This is a genomic window from Kitasatospora sp. NPDC030952, from assembly GCF_055571335.1.
On record NZ_JBVIFM010000005.1, the window covers coordinates 287,722 to 305,676 of the forward strand.

The 17,955-nt window shown below is 72.5% G+C and carries 14 protein-coding genes; 9 read left to right on the forward strand and 5 right to left on the reverse strand.

Annotated elements, in window-relative coordinates; genetic code table 11:
* Positions 1-12: 12 nt before the first annotated feature.
* Complete coding sequence (hemW, locus tag ACZ47G_RS13040; RefSeq protein ID WP_465741911.1) at positions 13-1,242, reverse strand: radical SAM family heme chaperone HemW; 1,230 nt, start codon at positions 1,240-1,242, stop codon at positions 13-15.
* Between the two features lie 56 nt (positions 1,243-1,298).
* Positions 1,299-3,221, reverse strand: a complete 1,923-nt coding sequence (locus tag ACZ47G_RS13045) for an AMP-dependent synthetase/ligase (protein WP_465741913.1) — start codon at positions 3,219-3,221, stop codon at positions 1,299-1,301.
* Positions 3,222-3,571: 350 nt separating this feature from the next.
* On the opposite strand from ACZ47G_RS13045, the gene ACZ47G_RS13050 reads away from it, so the two are divergent.
* The 4 genes from ACZ47G_RS13050 to ACZ47G_RS13065 all read left to right on the forward strand — a co-directional run bounded on the left by ACZ47G_RS13050 (position 3,572) and on the right by ACZ47G_RS13065 (position 9,546).
* Positions 3,572-5,305, forward strand: a complete 1,734-nt coding sequence (locus ACZ47G_RS13050; protein ID WP_465741915.1) for an ABC transporter ATP-binding protein — start codon at positions 3,572-3,574, stop codon at positions 5,303-5,305.
* Positions 5,306-5,361: 56 nt separating this feature from the next.
* Entirely contained in the window at positions 5,362-7,356 is a 1,995-nt protein-coding gene (locus ACZ47G_RS13055; RefSeq protein ID WP_465742090.1) for an ABC transporter ATP-binding protein, read from the forward strand.
* Between the two features lie 104 nt (positions 7,357-7,460).
* Positions 7,461-8,375 carry an RNA polymerase sigma factor SigJ gene (sigJ, locus tag ACZ47G_RS13060; RefSeq protein ID WP_465741916.1) on the forward strand — a complete coding sequence of 305 codons (915 nt, stop codon included), beginning with the start codon at positions 7,461-7,463 and terminating at the stop codon, positions 8,373-8,375.
* 88 nt (positions 8,376-8,463) lie between these two features.
* Complete coding sequence (locus ACZ47G_RS13065) at positions 8,464-9,546, forward strand: NAD(P)/FAD-dependent oxidoreductase (RefSeq protein ID WP_465741918.1); 1,083 nt, start codon at positions 8,464-8,466, stop codon at positions 9,544-9,546.
* Between the two features lie 97 nt (positions 9,547-9,643).
* On the opposite strand, the gene lepA is transcribed toward ACZ47G_RS13065, so the two are convergent.
* Entirely contained in the window at positions 9,644-11,512 is a 1,869-nt protein-coding gene (gene lepA, locus ACZ47G_RS13070; protein WP_380455497.1) for a translation elongation factor 4, read from the reverse strand.
* 190 nt (positions 11,513-11,702) lie between these two features.
* Between lepA and ACZ47G_RS13075 the strand changes: the two genes are divergently transcribed.
* The 3 genes from ACZ47G_RS13075 to ACZ47G_RS13085 all read left to right on the forward strand — a co-directional run bounded on the left by ACZ47G_RS13075 (position 11,703) and on the right by ACZ47G_RS13085 (position 13,697).
* Positions 11,703-12,008, forward strand: coding sequence for an antibiotic biosynthesis monooxygenase family protein (locus tag ACZ47G_RS13075; RefSeq protein WP_465741921.1), 306 nt, complete (start codon positions 11,703-11,705; stop codon positions 12,006-12,008).
* A gap of 259 nt (positions 12,009-12,267) precedes the next feature.
* A complete protein-coding gene (gene rpsT, locus ACZ47G_RS13080; protein WP_045938443.1) occupies positions 12,268-12,537 on the forward strand; it encodes a 30S ribosomal protein S20 in 270 nt (89 codons plus the stop codon).
* Between the two features lie 509 nt (positions 12,538-13,046).
* Entirely contained in the window at positions 13,047-13,697 is a 651-nt protein-coding gene (locus ACZ47G_RS13085) for a hypothetical protein (protein WP_465741923.1), read from the forward strand.
* A gap of 50 nt (positions 13,698-13,747) precedes the next feature.
* Here the strand turns inward: ACZ47G_RS13085 and holA are convergent, their stop codons facing one another.
* Positions 13,748-14,746 carry a DNA polymerase III subunit delta gene (holA, locus tag ACZ47G_RS13090; RefSeq protein WP_465741925.1) on the reverse strand — a complete coding sequence of 333 codons (999 nt, stop codon included), beginning with the start codon at positions 14,744-14,746 and terminating at the stop codon, positions 13,748-13,750.
* A gap of 208 nt (positions 14,747-14,954) precedes the next feature.
* Between holA and ACZ47G_RS13095 the strand changes: the two genes are divergently transcribed.
* Positions 14,955-15,248 (forward strand): hypothetical protein, encoded by a 294-nt coding sequence (locus tag ACZ47G_RS13095; protein WP_465741927.1) that lies wholly within the window; start codon positions 14,955-14,957, stop codon positions 15,246-15,248.
* Positions 15,249-15,369: 121 nt separating this feature from the next.
* Here the strand turns inward: ACZ47G_RS13095 and ACZ47G_RS13100 are convergent, their stop codons facing one another.
* On the reverse strand, positions 15,370-16,305 hold the full coding sequence (locus ACZ47G_RS13100) for a LysR family transcriptional regulator (RefSeq protein ID WP_465741929.1): 936 nt from the start codon (positions 16,303-16,305) through the stop codon (positions 15,370-15,372).
* A 139-nt stretch (positions 16,306-16,444) separates the two neighbouring features.
* Between ACZ47G_RS13100 and ACZ47G_RS13105 the strand changes: the two genes are divergently transcribed.
* Positions 16,445-17,740 carry an MFS transporter gene (locus tag ACZ47G_RS13105; protein ID WP_465741931.1) on the forward strand — a complete coding sequence of 432 codons (1,296 nt, stop codon included), beginning with the start codon at positions 16,445-16,447 and terminating at the stop codon, positions 17,738-17,740.
* Positions 17,741-17,955 lie beyond the last annotated feature (215 nt).

The following is a 17,955-nucleotide window of genomic DNA, read 5'->3' on the forward strand; positions in this document are numbered from 1 at the left end:
ACAGGCCCTCGATCAGTCCACCAGGTCCCGCACGACGGCGTCCGCCAGCAGCCTCCCCTGGAGGGTGAGGGTGGCGCGGCCCTGCCGGTACGGCTCCTCGGCCAGGAGGCCGTCGACGAGGTGGCGGTCGGCGGCCTTCAGGCCGGTGGCGGTGAGGAGGTCCAGCGGGATGCCCTCGGCGAGGCGCAGTTCCAGCAGGATGCGCTCGACCCGGCGGTCCTCCTCGGTCAGGACCTCGCGGCCCAGGGCCGGGGTGCGGTCCTCGGCGAGGGCCTGGGCGTAGGCGGCGGGGTGCTTGGCGTTCCACCAGCGGACGCCGCCGACGTGGCTGTGGGCGCCGGGGCCGGCGCCCCACCAGTCGGCGCCGGTCCAGTAGAGCTCGTTGTGGCGGCAGCGGCCCTCGGGGGTGGTGGCCCAGTTGGAGACCTCGTACCAGGAGTAGCCGGCCGCGCTCAGCGCCTGCTCGGCGATGAGGTAGCGGTCGGCGTGCACGTCGTCGTCGATCATCGGCAGTTCGCCGCGCTTGACCCGGGCGGCCAGCTTGGTGCCGTCCTCGACGATCAGCGAGTAGGCGGAGACGTGGTCCGGCCCGGCGCCGATCGCGGCGTCCAGGGAGGCCCGCCAGTCGTCGTCGGACTCGCCGGGGGTGCCGTAGATCAGGTCGAGGTTGACGTGCTCGAAGCCGGCTTCGCGGGCCTCGGCCACGCAGGCCTCGGGGCGGCCGGGGGTGTGGTGGCGGTCGAGCAGCCGGAGGACGTGCGGGCGGGCGCTCTGCATGCCGAAGGAGATCCGGTTGTAGCCGCCCTCGCGCAGTTCCGCGAGGTAGGCCGGGTCGACGGACTCCGGGTTGGCCTCGGTGGTGACCTCGGCGTCCGGGGCGAGCCCGAACTCCTCGCGCAGGGCGGCGAGCATCTTCACCAGGTCGCGGGCCGGCAGCAGGGTCGGGGTGCCGCCGCCGAGGAACACCGTCCGCACCGGGAGGTCCGCGGAGCCCAGGATGCGGCGGGCCAGCCGGATCTCGGCGACCACGTTGTCCGCGTAGGTCTCCTGCGAGGCGACCGCCCCGGAGGAGCGCAGCTCGGTGGCGGTGTAGGTGTTGAAGTCGCAGTAGCCGCAGCGGCTGGCGCAGTACGGCACGTGCAGGTAGAAGCCGAACGGCCGGTCGCCCAGCCCGGTGAGGGCGTGCGCGGGCAGGGAACCGTCGGACGGCACCGGATCACCGTCGGGGAGTGCGGAGGGCATGACCCCATTGTCCCGTACGACTCACCCGACCACGTGAGCCGTACGGGAGCGGGGGCTCAGGCCTCGTTGGCGCCCGCGTACATGGCGGTCACCGCGTCCGCGTAGGTCCGCTCGACCACCGGGCGCTTGATCTTCAGGCTCGGGGTGAGCTCGCCGTGCTCGATGTCGAGGTCGCGCGGCAGCAGGTGGAACTTCTTGATCGTCTGCCAGCGCTGGAGGTCGGCGTTGACCCGCTTGACGAAGCCCTCGATCAGCTGGTGCACGGCCGGGTCGGCGGCCAGCTCGGCGTAGCTCTTGCCGGCCAGGCCGCGCTCGGCGGCCCACGGCATCAGCACCGCCTCGTCCAGGCCGATCAGCGCGGTGCAGTAGTTGCGGCCGTTGCCGATCACCAGGATGTTGCTGACGAACGGGCAGACCGCCTTGAACTTGCCCTCGACCTCGCTGGGCGCCACGTACTTGCCGCCGGAGGTCTTGAACAGGTCCTTCTTGCGGTCGGTGATCCGCAGGAAGCCGTCGGGGCTGAGCTCGCCGATGTCCTCGGTGTGGAACCAGCCGTCCGGCTCCAGCACCTCGGCGGTCTTCTCCGGCAGGTTGTGGTAGCCGCGCATGACGCCGGGGCCGCGCAGCAGGATCTCGCCGTCCTCGGCGATCCGCACCTCGGTGCCAGGCAGCGGGCGGCCGACCGTGCCGATCCGCACGTCCTCCTTGCGGTTGACGCAGGAGCCGGCGCTGGTCTCGCTCAGCCCGTAGCCCTCCAGGATCGGCACCCCGGCGCCGAGGAAGAAGTAGCCGATCTCGGGGGCGAGCGCGGCGCTGCCGGAGACCGCGCCGCGCAGCCGGCCGCCGAAGGCCGCCCGGATCTTCGCGTACACCAGCTTGTCGGCCAGGGCGTGCTGCAGCCGCAGGCCCAGCGGGGCGCTCTCGACGCCGGTGGCGATCCGGCTCTCCTGGACCGCCCGGGCGTGCTCGCGGGCGACCTTGGCGGCCCACAGGAAGATCTTGTACTTGGCGCCGCCCTCGGCCCGGGCCCGGCCGGCGATGCCGTTGTAGACCTTCTCGAAGATGCGCGGCGCCGAGGCCATCGTGGTCGGCCGGATGACCGGCAGGTTGTGGATGATCCGGTCGACCCGGCCGTCCACCGCCATCACGTGGCCGGTGGCGATCTGGCCGGAGATCAGCGTCTTGCCGAAGACGTGCGACAGCGGCAGCCACATGAACTGGACGTCGTCGGGGCCGAGCAGACCGCTGGCCTCCTGGGCCCGGCCCTCGTACGCCCAGCAGTCGTGCACCAGGCGCACGCCCTTGGGGCGGCCGGTGGTGCCGGAGGTGTAGATGAGGGTGGCCAGCTGCTCCTTGTCGAGCGCGGCCACCGCCTTCTCGACCGCGTCCGGGTGCTGCTCCAGGTACTCGGTGCCGCGCCGTTCCAGCTCGGCGAGGGTGATCAGCTCCAGCCCGCCCGCCTCGGGCGTCTCGGCGGGGGCGTCGAAGAGGATCACGGTGCGCAGCTCGGGCAGCTGGTCGATGTGCTCGACGGCCTTGGCCAGCTGGGCGGCGTTCTCGGCGAACAGGGCCCGGGAGCCGGAGTTGGAGAGGATGAAGGCCGTCTCGTCCCCGTTGGTGCTCGGGTAGACGGTGGTGATCGCGGCGCCCGCGCACATCGCGCCGAGGTCGGTGAGGATCCACTCGACCCGGGTGGAGGAGGCCAGCGCGACCCTGTCCTCGGGCTGGATGCCGAGCGCCATCAGGCCGGCGGCCACCGCCTTGACCCGGACCGCGGTCTGCGCCCAGGTCAGCGAGCGCCACTGCTCGGCGCCCGGGGCGCCGTCCGCGGCGTGCTCGTCGACCGAGGCCGGGTAGCGGTAGGCCTCGGCGTTCGGGGTCAGGGCGACCCGCTCCAGGAACAGGTGGGCGACGGAGGCGGGACGCCCGGCGACGATGTCGGCACTGCCGGAGTCGATCAGGGACTGCGCGGAACTCAACGAGGACCTCCGGGGGCGGGTGGCCGTCTGAGGGATTGTCGCGGCGTCCGTGGGGGGCGGCCGCCGGGGCCCCGGTTAACTCGGTTGGTACCGGTCAGTAACAAGGGCGTAGTCAGCAGCCTAGGGGGAAACCGGTCATTCCGTAAGGGGGCGGATCCAGCTGGCACGCCCCCGCGGCGCCGGTGACCGGCCCGCGCGGCCGGTGACCTGGGCCGTCGGCCCGGCAGCCGGCCCGGCGATGGCAAAGGCCAGGCAAACCTCCGCCGGACAGCCCCCGAATGGCCTGTACGACGCCCTGGAACAACGAGAATTGGGGTGCGAACCCGACCGGCGACGACAAGAGTGTGCCAGTGCTGATCAGACTGCTCCGGGCGTACCTGCGCCCATATTCCCGACCGATCACCCTGCTGGTGCTCCTCCAGCTGGTGTCCACCCTCGCCGCGCTGTACCTGCCCACGCTCAACGCCGACATCATCGACCAGGGCGTGGTCAAGGGCGACACCGGCTACATCCTGCGCGTGGGCGCCGTGATGATCGGTGTCACCCTCGTCCAGGCAGTGTGCTCGATCGGCGCCGTCTACTACGGCGCCCGCACCGCGATGGCCTTCGGCCGCGACGTCCGCACCGCCGTCTTCGACCGGGTGCAGAGCTTCTCCTCCCGGGAGGTCGGCCAGTTCGGCGCGCCCTCCCTGATCACCCGCACCACCAACGACGTCCAGCAGGTCCAGATGCTGGCCCTGATGAGCTTCACGCTGATGGTCGCCGCGCCGATCATGTGCGTCGGCGGCATCATCATGGCGCTCAACCAGGACGTCCCGCTGTCCGGGCTGCTGCTCGCCGTCATCCCCCTGCTCGGCGTCGTCGTCACCCTGCTGGTCCGGGCACTGCGCCCGAAGTTCCGCAGCATGCAGGTGAAGATCGACACCGTGAACCGGGTGCTGCGCGAGCAGATCACCGGCATCCGGGTCATCCGCGCCTTCGTCAAGGACGGCCACGAGCAGCACCGCTTCGGCGAGGCCAACGAGGACCTCACCCAGGTCGCCCGGCAGGTCGGCCGGCTGATGTCCATGATGTTCCCGGCCGTGATGCTGGTCGTGAACGTCTCCAGCATCGCGGTGCTCTGGTTCGGCGCCCACCGCATCGACAGCGGCGACATGCAGATCGGCGCGCTCACCGCCTTCCTGTCCTACCTGATGCAGATCCTGATGAGCGTCATGATGGCCACCTTCATGTTCATGATGGTGCCGCGCGCCGAGGTCTGCGCCGAGCGCGTCCAGGAGGTCCTGGCCACCTCCTCCAGCGTCGTCCCGCCCGCCGCCCCGGTCACCGAACTGCTGCGCCGCGGCCACCTGGAACTGCGCGACGTCGACTTCCGCTACCCCGGTGCCGAGGCCTCGGTGCTGCGCGGCATCGAGCTCACCGCCCGCCCCGGCGAGACCACCGCCATCATCGGCTCCACCGGCAGCGGCAAGTCCACCCTGCTCGGCCTCGTCCCCCGGCTCTTCGACGCCACCTCCGGCCAGGTCCTGCTCGACGGCGTGGACGTGCGCGAGCTCTCCGCCGACGCCATCGCCGACAGCGTCGGCATCGTCCCGCAGAAGCCCTACCTGTTCACCGGCACCGTCGCCAGCAACCTCCGCTACGGCCGGCCCGACGCCACCGACGAGGAACTCTGGCACGCCCTGGAGATCGCCCAGGCCAAGGAGTTCGTCGAGAAGCTGACCGAGGGCCTGGACGCCCCGATCGCCCAGGGCGGCAGCAACGTCTCCGGCGGCCAGCGCCAGCGCCTGGCCATCGCCCGGGCCCTCGTCCGCCGCCCCGACGTCTACCTCTTCGACGACTCCTTCTCCGCGCTCGACTACGCCACCGACGCCAAGCTGCGCAAGGCCCTCGCCCGCGAGACCGCCGACGCCACCGTCCTGATCGTCGCCCAGCGCGTGTCCACCATCCGCGACGCCGACCGGATCATCGTCCTGGACGAGGGCGCCGTCGTCGGCACCGGAACCCACCACGAACTGATGGCCGACAACCCGACGTACCGGGAGATCGTGCTCTCCCAGCTCACCGAGCAGGAGGCGGCGTGACCACCCCCAAGAAGGACGCGGGCGGCATGACACCCCCCACGAAGGACGCGGGCGGCATGACACCCCCCGAGACGGACGCGGGCGCCGACAAGCTCCCCAGCGACTCCCAGGCCGCCGCCGCCCGCCGCGGCCCGGCCGGACCGGGCCGCTTCATGGGCGGCCAGGGCACCGAGAAGTCCATGGACTTCAAGGGCTCCGGCAAGCGCGTGCTCGGCCTGCTGCGCCCCGAACGCAAGCTGCTGCTCGGCGTCCTGGCGCTGGGCCTGCTCGGCATCGGCTGCGCCGTCACCGGCCCCAAGATCCTCGGCGACGCCACCGACCTGATCTTCGCCGGCGTCATCGGCGCCCGCTTCCAGCCCGGCGCCTCCAAGGCCGAGGTCATCGCCGGGCTCCGCGCCCACGGCGACGGCGGCATCGCCGACCTGCTCTCCGCGGTCGACTTCACCCCCGGCCACGGCATGGACTTCGGCGCCATCGGCTCCATCCTGCTCTGGGTGCTCGGCATCTACCTCGCCGCCGCCCTGTTCGGCATCGTCCAGGGCCGCCTGGCCACCAAGGCCATCCAGTCCGCCAGCTACCGGCTGCGCCAGGACGTCGAGGCCAAGCTCGCCCGGCTGCCGCTGAGTTACTTCGACAAGCAGCCGCGCGGCGAGGTGCTCAGCCGGGTCACCAACGACATCGACAACATCGGCCAGTCGATGCAGCAGACCATGGGACAGATCGTCAACTCGCTGCTCACCGTGGTCGGTGTGCTGGGGTTCATGTTCTGGATCTCCCCGCTGCTCGCCGCGATCGCCCTGGTCTCGGTGCCGCTGTCGGTGGTCGTCGCCGCCAAGGTCGGCAAGCGGGCCCAGCCGCAGTTCGTCCAGCAGTGGAAGTCCACCGGCCAACTCAACGCCCACATCGAGGAGATGTACACCGGCCACACCCTGGTCAAGGTGTTCGGCCGGCAGCGCGAGTCCGCCGAGACCTTCCGCGAGCACAACGACGCGCTGTTCCACGCCAGCTTCCGCGCCCAGTTCATCTCCGGGATCATCCAGCCCGCGATGATGCTGATCGGCAACCTCCAGTACGTGCTGGTCGCGGTGGTCGGCGGCCTGCGGGTGGCCAGCGGCTCGCTGTCCATCGGCGACGTCCAGGCCTTCATCCAGTACTCCCGGCAGTTCAGCCAGCCGCTCACCCAGGTCGCCAGCATGGCCAACCTGGTGCAGTCCGGAGTCGCCTCCGCCGAGCGCGTCTTCGAACTGCTCGACGCCCCCGAGCAGAGCCCCGAGCCGGCCATGCCCGAGAAGCCCGACACCGTCCACGGCCGGGTCGCCTTCCAGGACGTGGCCTTCCGCTACGACCCCGACAAGCCCCTCATCGAGGACCTCTCGCTCAAGGTCGAACCCGGCCAGACCGTGGCCATCGTCGGCCCCACCGGCGCCGGCAAGACCACCCTGGTCAACCTGCTGATGCGGTTCTACGAGGTCAGCTCCGGCCGGATCACCCTCGACGGCACCGACATCGCCGCGATGTCCCGCGAGGACCTGCGCTCCGGCATCGGCATGGTCCTCCAGGACACCTGGCTGTTCGGCGGCACCATCGCCGACAACATCGCCTACGGCGCCGGCTCCGCCACCCGCGAACAGGTCGTCGAAGCCGCCAAGGCCGCCCACGTCGACCGCTTCGTCCGCACCCTCCCCGACGGCTACGACACCGTCATCGACGACGAGGGCACCGGCGTCAGCGCCGGCGAGAAGCAGCTGATCACCATCGCCCGGGCCTTCCTCGCCCAGCCGTCGATCCTCGTCCTCGACGAGGCCACCAGCTCGGTCGACACCCGCACCGAAGTCCTCATCCAGCGGGCCATGGCCCAACTGCGCACCGGCCGCACCAGCTTCGTCATCGCCCACCGCCTCTCCACCATCCGCGACGCCGACGTCATCCTGGTGATGGAGAACGGCTCCATCGTGGAACAGGGCTCCCACGACGAGCTGATCGCCGCCGACGGCGCCTACGCCCGGCTCTACCAGGCGCAGTTCGCGGAGGCCGTGGCCGAGGTGGACTGATCCGTCCTCACGTGACGAGCGATCCGTCATCACGTGACGAGCCGGGACGGACCCCTCCGTCCCGGCTCTTCGCTTTCCCCTCCACGGGCGCTACCTTGGCCCCCGTGACCGCACAGCCCGCCACCCCGGCCCAGGCCCCGGACGCCTTCGAGGCGAACCGCCGCTACCTCGGCTCGGTGGCCTACCGGCTGCTCGGCTCCCACGCCGACGCCGAGGACGTCCTCCAGGACGCCTGGCTGCGCTGGCGCGGCGCCGACCGCGGCGCCGTCGACGACCCGCGCGCCTTCCTCACCACCGTGGTCACCCGGCTCTGCTACGACCAGCTGGGCTCCGCCCGGGCCCGCCGCGAGGCCTACTACGGCGAGTGGCTGCCCGAGCCGTCCGTCTCCTACGCGGACGGCCCCGACTCCCCCGCCGACCTGGCCGAACGCGGCGAGTCCGTCTCGCTCGCCCTGCTCGCCGTCCTGGAACGGCTCACGCCGGCCGAACGGGCCGCCCTCGTCCTGCACGACGTCTTCGCGGTCGGCTTCGACGACATCGCCGCCTCCCTGGACCGCACCCCGGACGCCACCCGCCAGCTCGCCTCCCGGGCCCGCCGCCGGATCAAGGACGGCGGCCGGCCCACCGGCGGCACCGGCCCGGCCGCACACCGCCGGGCCGTCGAGGCGTTCGCCTCCGCCAGCACCAGGGGCGACATCCTCGGCCTGATGGAGATCCTCGACCCGGACGTGGTCTGGCACGCCGACGGCGGCGGCATCGTCCGCGCCGCCGCCCGCCCGGTGCACGGCGCCGACAAGGTGGCCCGCCTGGTGGCCGGCCTGGTCGAGAAGTGGTTCACCCCCGAGTTCGCCCTCGGCCCCGCGACGGTCAACGGCGAGCCCGGCCTGGTCTGGTACGAGAAGGCCACCGGCACCGTCGGCGGCGTGGTGGCCTTCGCCCTGGCCGGCGGGCGGATCGCCGAGGCGTACGTCGTGGTCAACCCCGAGAAGCTCACCCGGATCACCCCCGTCCGGGTGTGACGCAGGACACCGTCACACCCCGGCCGGCCACGTCGTCCCCTTCCCGAACAGCGCTCCACCGGAGCGCCCTCGCAAGGAGGCGGACGAGATGAGCAGCACCACCAGCACCGACCGGCGGATCGTCGTCCTGGGCGCCGGGTACGCCGGCCTCACCGCGGCCAAGGGCGCCGGACGGCACCGCGCCGTCACCCTGGTCGCCCCCGAGGAGCGGCTCCAGCACCGCGTCCGCCAGCACGAGACGGCAGCCGGCCGCGGCCGCGACTGGCCCGCCCTCGGCGACCTCGCCCGCGGCCGCCGGATCGAGCACCACCGGGCCCGGGCCGTCGAACTCGACCCGGCCGGGCACCAGGTCCTGCTGGACGACGGCGCCACCCTCGGCTACGACACCCTGGTCTACGCCCTCGGCAGCCGCACCGCCTGGCACGGCGTCCCCGGCGCCGCCGAGTACGCCCACCCCGTGGAGCGCGCCCACGAGGTGCGGCGCCTGATCGACGGGGCCGAGCACCCCGGCACCCTCGCCGTCGTCGGCGGCGGCGCCACCGGCATCGAACTGGCGGCCGAACTCGCCGAGGCCCACCCCGGCCGGCGGGTGCGGATCGTCTCGGCCGGACAGGTCGGCGGCTGGCTCTCGCCGCGCGGCCGGGCCCACGTCCGGCGCGTCCTCGACCGGCTCGGCGTCGCCGTCCACGAGAACGCCACCGTCACCGAGGTCACCCCCGACGGGCTGCGCACCGACGCCGGACCGATCGACGCCGAGCTCACCGTGTGGGCCGCCTCGATGGAACCCCACCCGCTGGCCGCCCGAGCCGGACTGGCCGTCGACGACCGCGGCCGCGCCCTGGTGGACGACCACCTGCGCTCGCTCTCGCACCCCGACATCCACGTGGTCGGCGACGCCGCCGCCGTCACCGTCCCCGGCGTCGGCACCCTGCGGATGGGCTGCGCCACCGCGCTGCCGCAGGGCAGGTACGTGGGCCGGCTGCTCGACGGGCGCGCCTCGGAGCCGTTCTCGTTCCGGTACGTCGCGCAGTGCCTCAGCCTCGGCCGGCGGGACGGGCTGCTCCAACTGGTCCGCCCGGACGACGCCATGAAGCCCACCGTGTTCACCGGCACCGCGGGGCGGCTGGCCAAGGCCGGGATCGTCACCGGCGTGCTGGCCGCACTGAAGTAGGCCCGGACACGCGGAAGGGCCCGGACACGCGGAAGGGCCCGGACACGCGGAAGGGCCCGGGCGGATGCCCGGGCCCCTCGCCGCATGCCGCTCGCGGCTACTTCTTGTCCTTCGGCCCCTCGGCGTCGGTGGACAGCGCGGCGATGAAGGCCTCCTGCGGGACCTCCACGCTGCCGACCATCTTCATCCGCTTCTTGCCTTCCTTCTGCTTCTCCAGCAGCTTCCGCTTGCGGGAGATGTCACCGCCGTAGCACTTGGCGAGGACGTCCTTGCGGATGGCGCGGACCGTCTCACGGGCGATCACCCGGGAGCCGATGGCGGCCTGGATCGGCACCTCGAACTGCTGGCGCGGGATCAGCTTCTGCAGCTTGCCGGCCATCATCACGCCGTAGCTGTAGGCCTTGTCCTTGTGCACGATCGCGGAGAACGCGTCCACCGGGTCACCGTGCAGCAGGATGTCGACCTTGACCAGCTGGGCGCTCTGCTCGCCGATGGGCTCGTAGTCGAGCGAGGCGTAGCCGCGGGTCTTGGACTTCAGCTGGTCGAAGAAGTCGAAGACGATCTCGGCGAGCGGCAGGGTGTAGCGCAGCTCGACCCGGTCCTCGGACAGGTAGTCCATGCCCTGGAGGTTGCCGCGACGCGACTGGCAGAGCTCCATGATCGCGCCGACGAACTCGTTCGGCGCCAGGATGGTGCCGCGCACGACCGGCTCGTAGACCTCGGAGATCTTGCCGGACGGGAACTCGCTCGGGTTGGTGACGGTGTGCTCGGTGCCGTCCTCCATCACCACCCGGTAGACCACGTTCGGGGCGGTGGAGATCAGGTCGAGGTTGAACTCGCGCTCCAGGCGTTCCCGGATGATCTCCAGGTGCAGCAGGCCGAGGAAGCCGCAGCGGTAGCCGAAGCCGAGCGCGACCGAGGTCTCCGGCTCGTACACCAGGGCGGCGTCGTTGAGGCGCAGCTTGTCCAGGGCGTCGCGCAGCAGCGGGTAGTCCGAACCGTCCAGCGGGTACAGGCCGGAGAACACCATCGGGCGCGGGTCCTTGTAGCCGCCGAGCGGCTCGGTGGCGCCCTTGTGCATCGAGGTGATCGTGTCACCGACCTTGGACTGCCGGACGTCCTTCACACCGGTGATGATGTAGCCCACCTCGCCGACGCCGAGGCCGTCGGCGACCTTCGGCTCCGGCGAGATGACGCCGATCTCCAGCAGCTCGTGAGTGGCGCCGGTCGACATCATCGCGATGCGCTCGCGCTTGGTGAGCTGACCGTCCACCACACGGACGTAGGTGACCACGCCGCGGTAGGAGTCGTACACCGAGTCGAAGATCATCGCGCGGGCCGGGGCGTCCTTGACGCCGACCGGGGCCGGGACGGTGTTGACGATGTGGTCCAGCAGGTCCTCGACGCCGAGACCGGTCTTGGCGCTGACCTGGAGCACGTCGGAGGGGTCGCAGCCGATGATGTGGGCGATCTCGGCCGCGTACTTCTCCGGCTGGGCGGCCGGCAGGTCGATCTTGTTGAGGACCGGGACGATCGTGAGGTCGTTCTCCAGCGCCAGGTACAGGTTGGCGAGGGTCTGCGCCTCGATGCCCTGGGCCGCGTCGACCACCAGGATGGTGCCCTCGCAGGCCGCGAGGGAGCGGGACACCTCGTACGTGAAGTCCACGTGGCCGGGGGTGTCGATCATGTTGAGGATGTGCGTCGTCCCGGCGTCCGGCCCGGTCTTGGGGGCCCACGGCAGACGGACCGCCTGCGACTTGATGGTGATGCCGCGCTCACGCTCGATGTCCATGCGGTCGAGGTACTGGGCGCGCATCTGCCGCGGGTCGACCACGCCGGTGATCTGCAGCATCCGGTCTGCGAGCGTCGACTTGCCGTGGTCGATGTGGGCGATGATGCAGAAGTTGCGGATCAGCGCCGGGTCGGTACGGCTGGGCTCTGGCACATTGCTGGGGGTCGCGGGCACCTTGGTCCGATTCTCCGTTGGTCCGGGGCCGGGGGTGTCCGGATCATCGCTGACCGGCTATCCCGGGGACCGGACAGTCTCGTCCGATCGAAATAGTTCCTCCCATCCTCCCACGACTGCGACCCGGGACGCCGTTCGGGCACCTCACAGCCTTCCGCGACCCCGGTGCGGGGCGGCAGGATGGCCCGTCATGATCCTCGAAAGCGCCCTGCTCGACGTCCTGCCAGGCCGGGAGGACGAGTTCCTCACCGCCTTCGCCGAGGCCCGCCCGCTGATCGCCGTCCAGCGCGGCTTCCGCTCCCTGGAACTGCGCCGCTGCCTGGACGAGGGGCGCGGCTCGCGCTTCCTGCTCCAGGTGGAGTGGGAGACCCTCGCCGACCACACCGAGGGCTTCCGCGGCTCGGCCGAGTACCTGCGGTGGCGCGAGCTGCTGCACCGGTTCTACCGGCCGTTCCCGGAGGTCGAGCACTACGGGGAGCCGGTGCTGAGCGCCTAGCCGGGCCCGGCCCGCGGCCGGTCCGGCGGTCGGTGCCGCGGGCGGTCCGGCGGTCGGTCCGGCGGTTAGTGCCGCGGGCGGTCCGGCGGCCGGTCCGGCGGCCGGTTTGGGGCGGGTGGCGGGCCCCTGGTAGCGTGGGCTGCTGCACCTGGCCCCGGCATGCCCTCTCAGCTGGTCCGGCGGCCACCCGGGTGCAGACCTCCCCAGCCTCCGGCCGGGGGGAACCCAGAACCCGTTCAGACAAGACTGAGGCTCTTTCGTGGCGAACATCAAGTCCCAGATCAAGCGCAACAAGACCAACGAGAAGGCGCGCCTGCGCAACAAGGCCGTCAAGTCCTCGCTGAAGACCGCCCTGCGCAAGGCCCGCGAGGCCGCTGCCGCCGGTGAGACCGAGAAGGCCGCCGTGCTGGCCCGCGCCGCCTCCAAGGCGCTGGACAAGGCCGTGAGCAAGGGCGTCATCCACGCCAACCAGGCCGCCAACAAGAAGTCGGCCATCACCAAGCGCGTCAACACCGCCGTCCAGGCCTGACGCCCCCGGGGGCTGCACGCCCCCACCGCCCCGGAGCGACCCGGCCCTCTACCCGGAACTCCGAGGCGTGCGAGACTCGCACCGTACGCGGCCTGCGTTCGCCACGCGGGTGCGGTGCACAACAGCTTCAGCTGTACGACAGGCGCCGTGATCGGCCTCCTCCGGGAGGCGGACCACGGCGCCTGTCGCGTTCCACGCGCCGGCCGCTATGGTCGATCACGCGCGACCGTGGGTGCGGGGAGCACCCGCGGCGCCGGTCCACAGGGGGGACTTCCATGACGACGCCACCACCACCACCGCCGCCGCCCTCGGCACCGAGCGGGCCGGGGCCGGGGCCCGGGTACGGGTTCCCGCAGCAGCCGGGTGCGCCGGGGGCTGGGACTCCCGTACCGGGGGTGGCGGGGCCGGTCACGAGCGGGTTCGGGCCGCCGACCGGGCTGCCGGGTGCACCGGGGCTGCCGAGCGCGCCGAGCGCGCCGGGTGCACCAGGTGCGCCGGGTGGCGGCGCGGTGCCGCGGAAGGGCGGGAACCTGCGCCGCAACGCCGTCTGGGCCTTCGTCGGCGCGCTCCTCGCCTCGGCCGGCTGGACCACCGCCGTGCTGGCCGTCCCGGACCTGGTCAGCAGCGACTCCTCGCCGCGCAGCCTCGGCAACTACCACCTCTCCGACGACTTCTGCGCCACCGCGAAGCCCTCCCGGCTGCTGGAGACGTACTCCGTCACCACCGACGCCAACTCGCCGTCCCACCACACCGACCGGAACCCGGCGCTGGACAGCATGAACTGCTCGATGTCGCTCAAGCGGACCGGCGGCAACAGCGACAGCGAGTTCGCCTCCGTCTACATCCGCGCCGACCTGCACAAGGCCGTCAACCCCGGGCCCGAGCTCGAGGCCAACAAGGAGCTCTACCGGGCCCGGGGCTACCAGGTCACCGACATCACCGGGATCGGCGACGAGGCCTACTTCCTGTACAAGGACGACGGCTCGTCGACGTACCACAGCCTCTACGCCGAGATGGACATCCGCGACGGCGGGATGACCTTCTACCTCACGTACAACGCCAGTTACACCCAGGGGAAGAGCACCCCGCCGTCCATGACCGAACTCCGCAACGACCTGCAGACCGACGCGGACAACGCCGTACGGGCCATGCGGAAGTAGCGGCCGTAGCGGCCTGGGGCCGGGGGTCGGGGGCCGGGGTTCGGAGACGGTCAGTAGGACGGGCGGGAGCCGGCCCGGGCGGCCTTGGCGACGGCGACCACCGCGCGCTCCAGGGCGTAGGCCGGGTCGGCCGAACCGCCCTTGACGTCGGCGTCGGCCCGGGCGATGGCGGTCAGCGCGGTGGCCACCGCGTCGCCCGTCCAGCCGCGCATCTGCTGGCGGACCCGATCCACCTTCCACGGCGGCATGCCCAGCTCGCGGGCCAGGTCGGCCGGGCGCATGTTCCGCCCGGTCGTCGCCAGCCGCCCGATGCTGCGCACACCGGAGGCCAGCGCATAGGTGATGCCGGTCGGCGGCTGGCCGACGGCCAGCGCCCAGCGCAGCCGCTCCAGCGCCTCCGCCGCCCGGCCGGTGACGGCCAGGTCGGCCACCTCGAACCCGGTCGCCTCGGCCCTGCCGCTGTAGTAGCGGGCCACCACCGTGTCGTCGATCGCGCCCTCGACGTCCGAGGTCAACTGACTGCAGGCGGCAGCGAGTTCGCGCAGGTCGCTGCCGAGCGAGTCCAGCAGCGCCTGGCAGGCCTCCGGGGTCGCGGAGCGGCCCAGGGTACGGAACTCGCCCTTGACGAAGGCCAGTCGCTCACTCGCCTTGGCCAGCTTGGCGCAGGCCACCTCGCGCCCGCCCGCCTTGCGGCCGGCGTCCAGCAGGCCCTTGCCCTTGGCCCCGCCGGCGTGCACCAGCACCATGATCACTTCTTCGGCCGGGGCCTCGATGTACGCCTTGACCTCCTTCACGGAGTCGGCGGAGAGGTCCTGCGCGGCCCGGACCACGATCACCTTGCGCTCGGCGAACAAGGAGGGCGTGGTCAGCTCGGCCAGGCTGCCGGGCTGCAGCGCGCCGGGCGGCAGGTCCCGCACGTCGGTGTCCGGGTCCGCCGCCTTCGCCGCGGCCACCACCTGGGCGACCGCGCGGTCCAGCAGCAGCTCCTCCTGGCCGACCGCGAGGGTCAGCGGGGCGAGCAGGTCGTCGGGTGCACTCTTCCTGGCCATCGCCTACCAGCATCCCACGCGCCGCGGACACTCCCGCCCGACGACCGAGGCCGACCGGTCCGGGGCGCGACGGGGGCGGGGCGCGGCCGGTCCGGGGCGCGACGGGCGCTGGGCGCGACGGGGCGCGGCCGGGGCGGGGCGCGTCGGGGGGACCCGACTGCCCGGCCCCTACCGCCCGACCACCGGGGCCGCCCTGGAGAATGACCCGGTGACCGAGAACCACACCACCGACCTCCCGGACGTCGGCGACCCGTTCGCCCGCCAGCTGCTCGTCCTGCCCGACCGCGACACCGCCGACGACGCCGCCGAGGAACTCTCCGCCGCCCACCCCGACCTCGGCGACCTGGAGATCGTCCGCGACGCCCTGGCCGGCGAGGACGACGCCGAGGACGCCCAGTGGCTGGTCGTCCTCGACCCGCCGTCCGACGGCTGGACCCCGGCCCTCCTGCACGCCCTCGACACCCTGGCCACCTCGTACGAGGGCTGGCGCGAGGAGGCCTGACCTGGCTCGCCGCCCGCCCACGGAGCCGGCGTATCCGGAGTCGGGATGCCCGGGGTCGGAGTGTCCGGAGTCGGGGTGTCCGGAGTCGGGGTGTCCGGGGTCGGGGTGTTCAGCGCGGGAGTCAGCGGGGGAGCACCCAGTCCGGCCGCCACGTCCCGGCGGCGTCATGGGCGGGCGTCGCCGCGGCCAGGTAGGCGCGGAGGGTGACCAGGGCCGGGTGGGGGTTGTCCCGGTGCCACAGCAGCGAGTGCGGGTAGACGAGCGTCGGGTCCGTCACCGGGATGCGGCGCAGACCGTACCCGGCCGGCCAGACCAGGCGGGTGTGCTCGCTCATGAAGGTCGCCAGGGCCGGGGTGTCGGCGACGGTGTCCAGGAGCGCGTCGGAGCCGAAGTTCGGGCCGGTCGCCTCGATGGTGAGGCCGAACTCGGCGACGAGGTCGTCGTAGTAGGCGGCCCACTCGGTGCCCGGAGCGATGCCGGGCATCCAGATCCGGTGCCCGGCGAGCTGGGCGACGGTCACCGAACGGGCACCCGCCAGCGCGTGGGCCGGCCCGGTGAGGAGCTGCAGCGGCTCGTCGAGCACCCGGACGGACTCGACGTCCTCCGGGAACGGCCGGCCGGGCGCGGCCACCGCGCGGAAGGACGCGTCGATCGCCCCCGAGCGGATCGCGGTGACGGCCGCCTCGACGTCGAACAGCATCACCACGTCCAGATCGACCTCGGGGTGCGCGCGGTGGAAGTCCCGCATCAGCCCCGAGCCCGCGCCGCGCGAGGCGATGATGTCGACCCGCAGCGGCCGGCGGCCGGTGCGCACCGAGGCCACCGCGCGCTCGGCGGCCCGCAGCAGCTCCCGGGCGTGCGGCAGGAACGCCTGCCCGTCGATGGTGAGTTCGGCACCGCGCGGGGTGCGGGTGAACAGCCGCACCCCGAGATCCCGCTCCAGCGTGGCGATGCGCTTGGAGACGGCCTGCTGGGTGATCGACAGGTCGGCGGCGGCCTTCTGGAACTGGCCGGCGTCCGCGGCGGCGGCGAAGGTGCGTACGGCTTCGAGGTCCACGTCGGCCCACCTTAGTGAACAACGAATGGTTGTGTGGGGACCGGAAGGCGGTTGTTTGACCTGCGGTCGCGCAGCTCGGTTAGCTCTCACCGGTCAACGTCGGATTGTGCGGATGAGTTACCGAGGGAGCGCGCCGGACATGCGGGGTGTAGTGGGCAGGAGACCGCTCGGGCAGGGGTTCGGCTGGCTGTGGGCGGCGTACGCGGTGAGCGCGTACGGCTCCGGGCTGGGATTCGGGGCGCTCCCGCTGCTGGCCGTCCTGGTGCTGCACGCCGGGCCGGCCGAGGTCTCCGCGCTCTCCGCGGTGGGGCCCGCGATGGGCGCGCTGATCGCGGTACCGCTCGCGCCCTGGGTGGAGTTCCGGCGCAAGCGCCCGGTGATGATCGCCATGGACCTCGCCCGCTTCGCCGCCATGGCGACGATCCCCCTCGCCTACGCCCTCGGACGGCTCGGCTTCGTCCAACTGCTCGTCGTCTCGGCCGTGGTCGCCGCCGCCAAGATCGCGTTCAACGCCGCCAGCGGCGCCCACCTCAAGGCCCTCGTCCGGCCCGAGGACCTGCTGGTGGCCAACGCCCGCTTCGAATCCACCAACTGGAGCTCCATCGCGATCGGCCCCCCACTGGGCGGCGCGGCCATCGGCCTCTTCGGGCCCGTCACCACCGTGATCGCCGACGCGCTCAGCTACCTGCTCTCCGCCCTGGGCATCACCGCCATCCGCGGCCGGGAGGAACCTCCCCGACCGGCCGCCATCAGCCCGACACAGGCGGGCGGCGAAAGCCCGGCACGGGCCGGCGACGAAAGCCCGGCACGGGCGGGCGCGCTGCTCGACGGCTGGCGGCACATCCTCGGCGACCCCGCCCTGCGGGCGCTCTACCTCAACAACCTGCTCGTCGGCGGGCTGATCATGGCCACCGAACCGGTGCTGGCCCTCCTCATGCTGCGCCAACTCCACTTCCCGCCCTGGCAGTACGGCCTCGCCTTCGCCGCCCCCTGCCTCGGCGGACTCATCGGCTCCCGACTGGCCCGGCGCGTCGTGGCCCGCCACGGCCGGCACCGGGTCTTCCGGACCATCGGCACCCTGCGCGCCGTCTGGCTGATCGGCCTGGTCCTCGTCCGCCCCGGCATCGTCGGCCTGCTCACCGTGATGGCCGTCGAGCTGGCGATCATCGTCAACATGAGCCTCTACAACCCGGTGCTCGCCACCTACCGGCTCGAACGCACCCCCAAACACCTCCTCGCCCGCACCCTCTCCGCCTGGTCCATCGGCCAACAGGCCGCCATCGCCACCTGCACCGCCCTCGGTGGCCTCCTCGCCGCCACCACCGACCCACGCACCGCCCTCGCCGTCGCCGGCCTGCTCATCCTCGCCACCCCGCTCCTCCTCCCCCGCCACACCCACTCACCGAGCCCGCAACCCTCGCACGCCACCTCCTGACCGCCCTTCCGCCCCACCACGTCGTCGATGCCGCCCTCCACGGCCTTCAACCGCGACGTGCAGTCGGGAACGCTGCTCCACCCGGTGCGGAAGGGGAACCCTCTTGCGGCGGGGTCCAGGAAGGGCCCAAGAAGGGCCCCACCCCCTTCCCCCGAGTCCCCCCCCCCCCCCCCCCCCCCCCCCCCCCCCCCCCCCCCCCCCCCCCCCCCCCACGT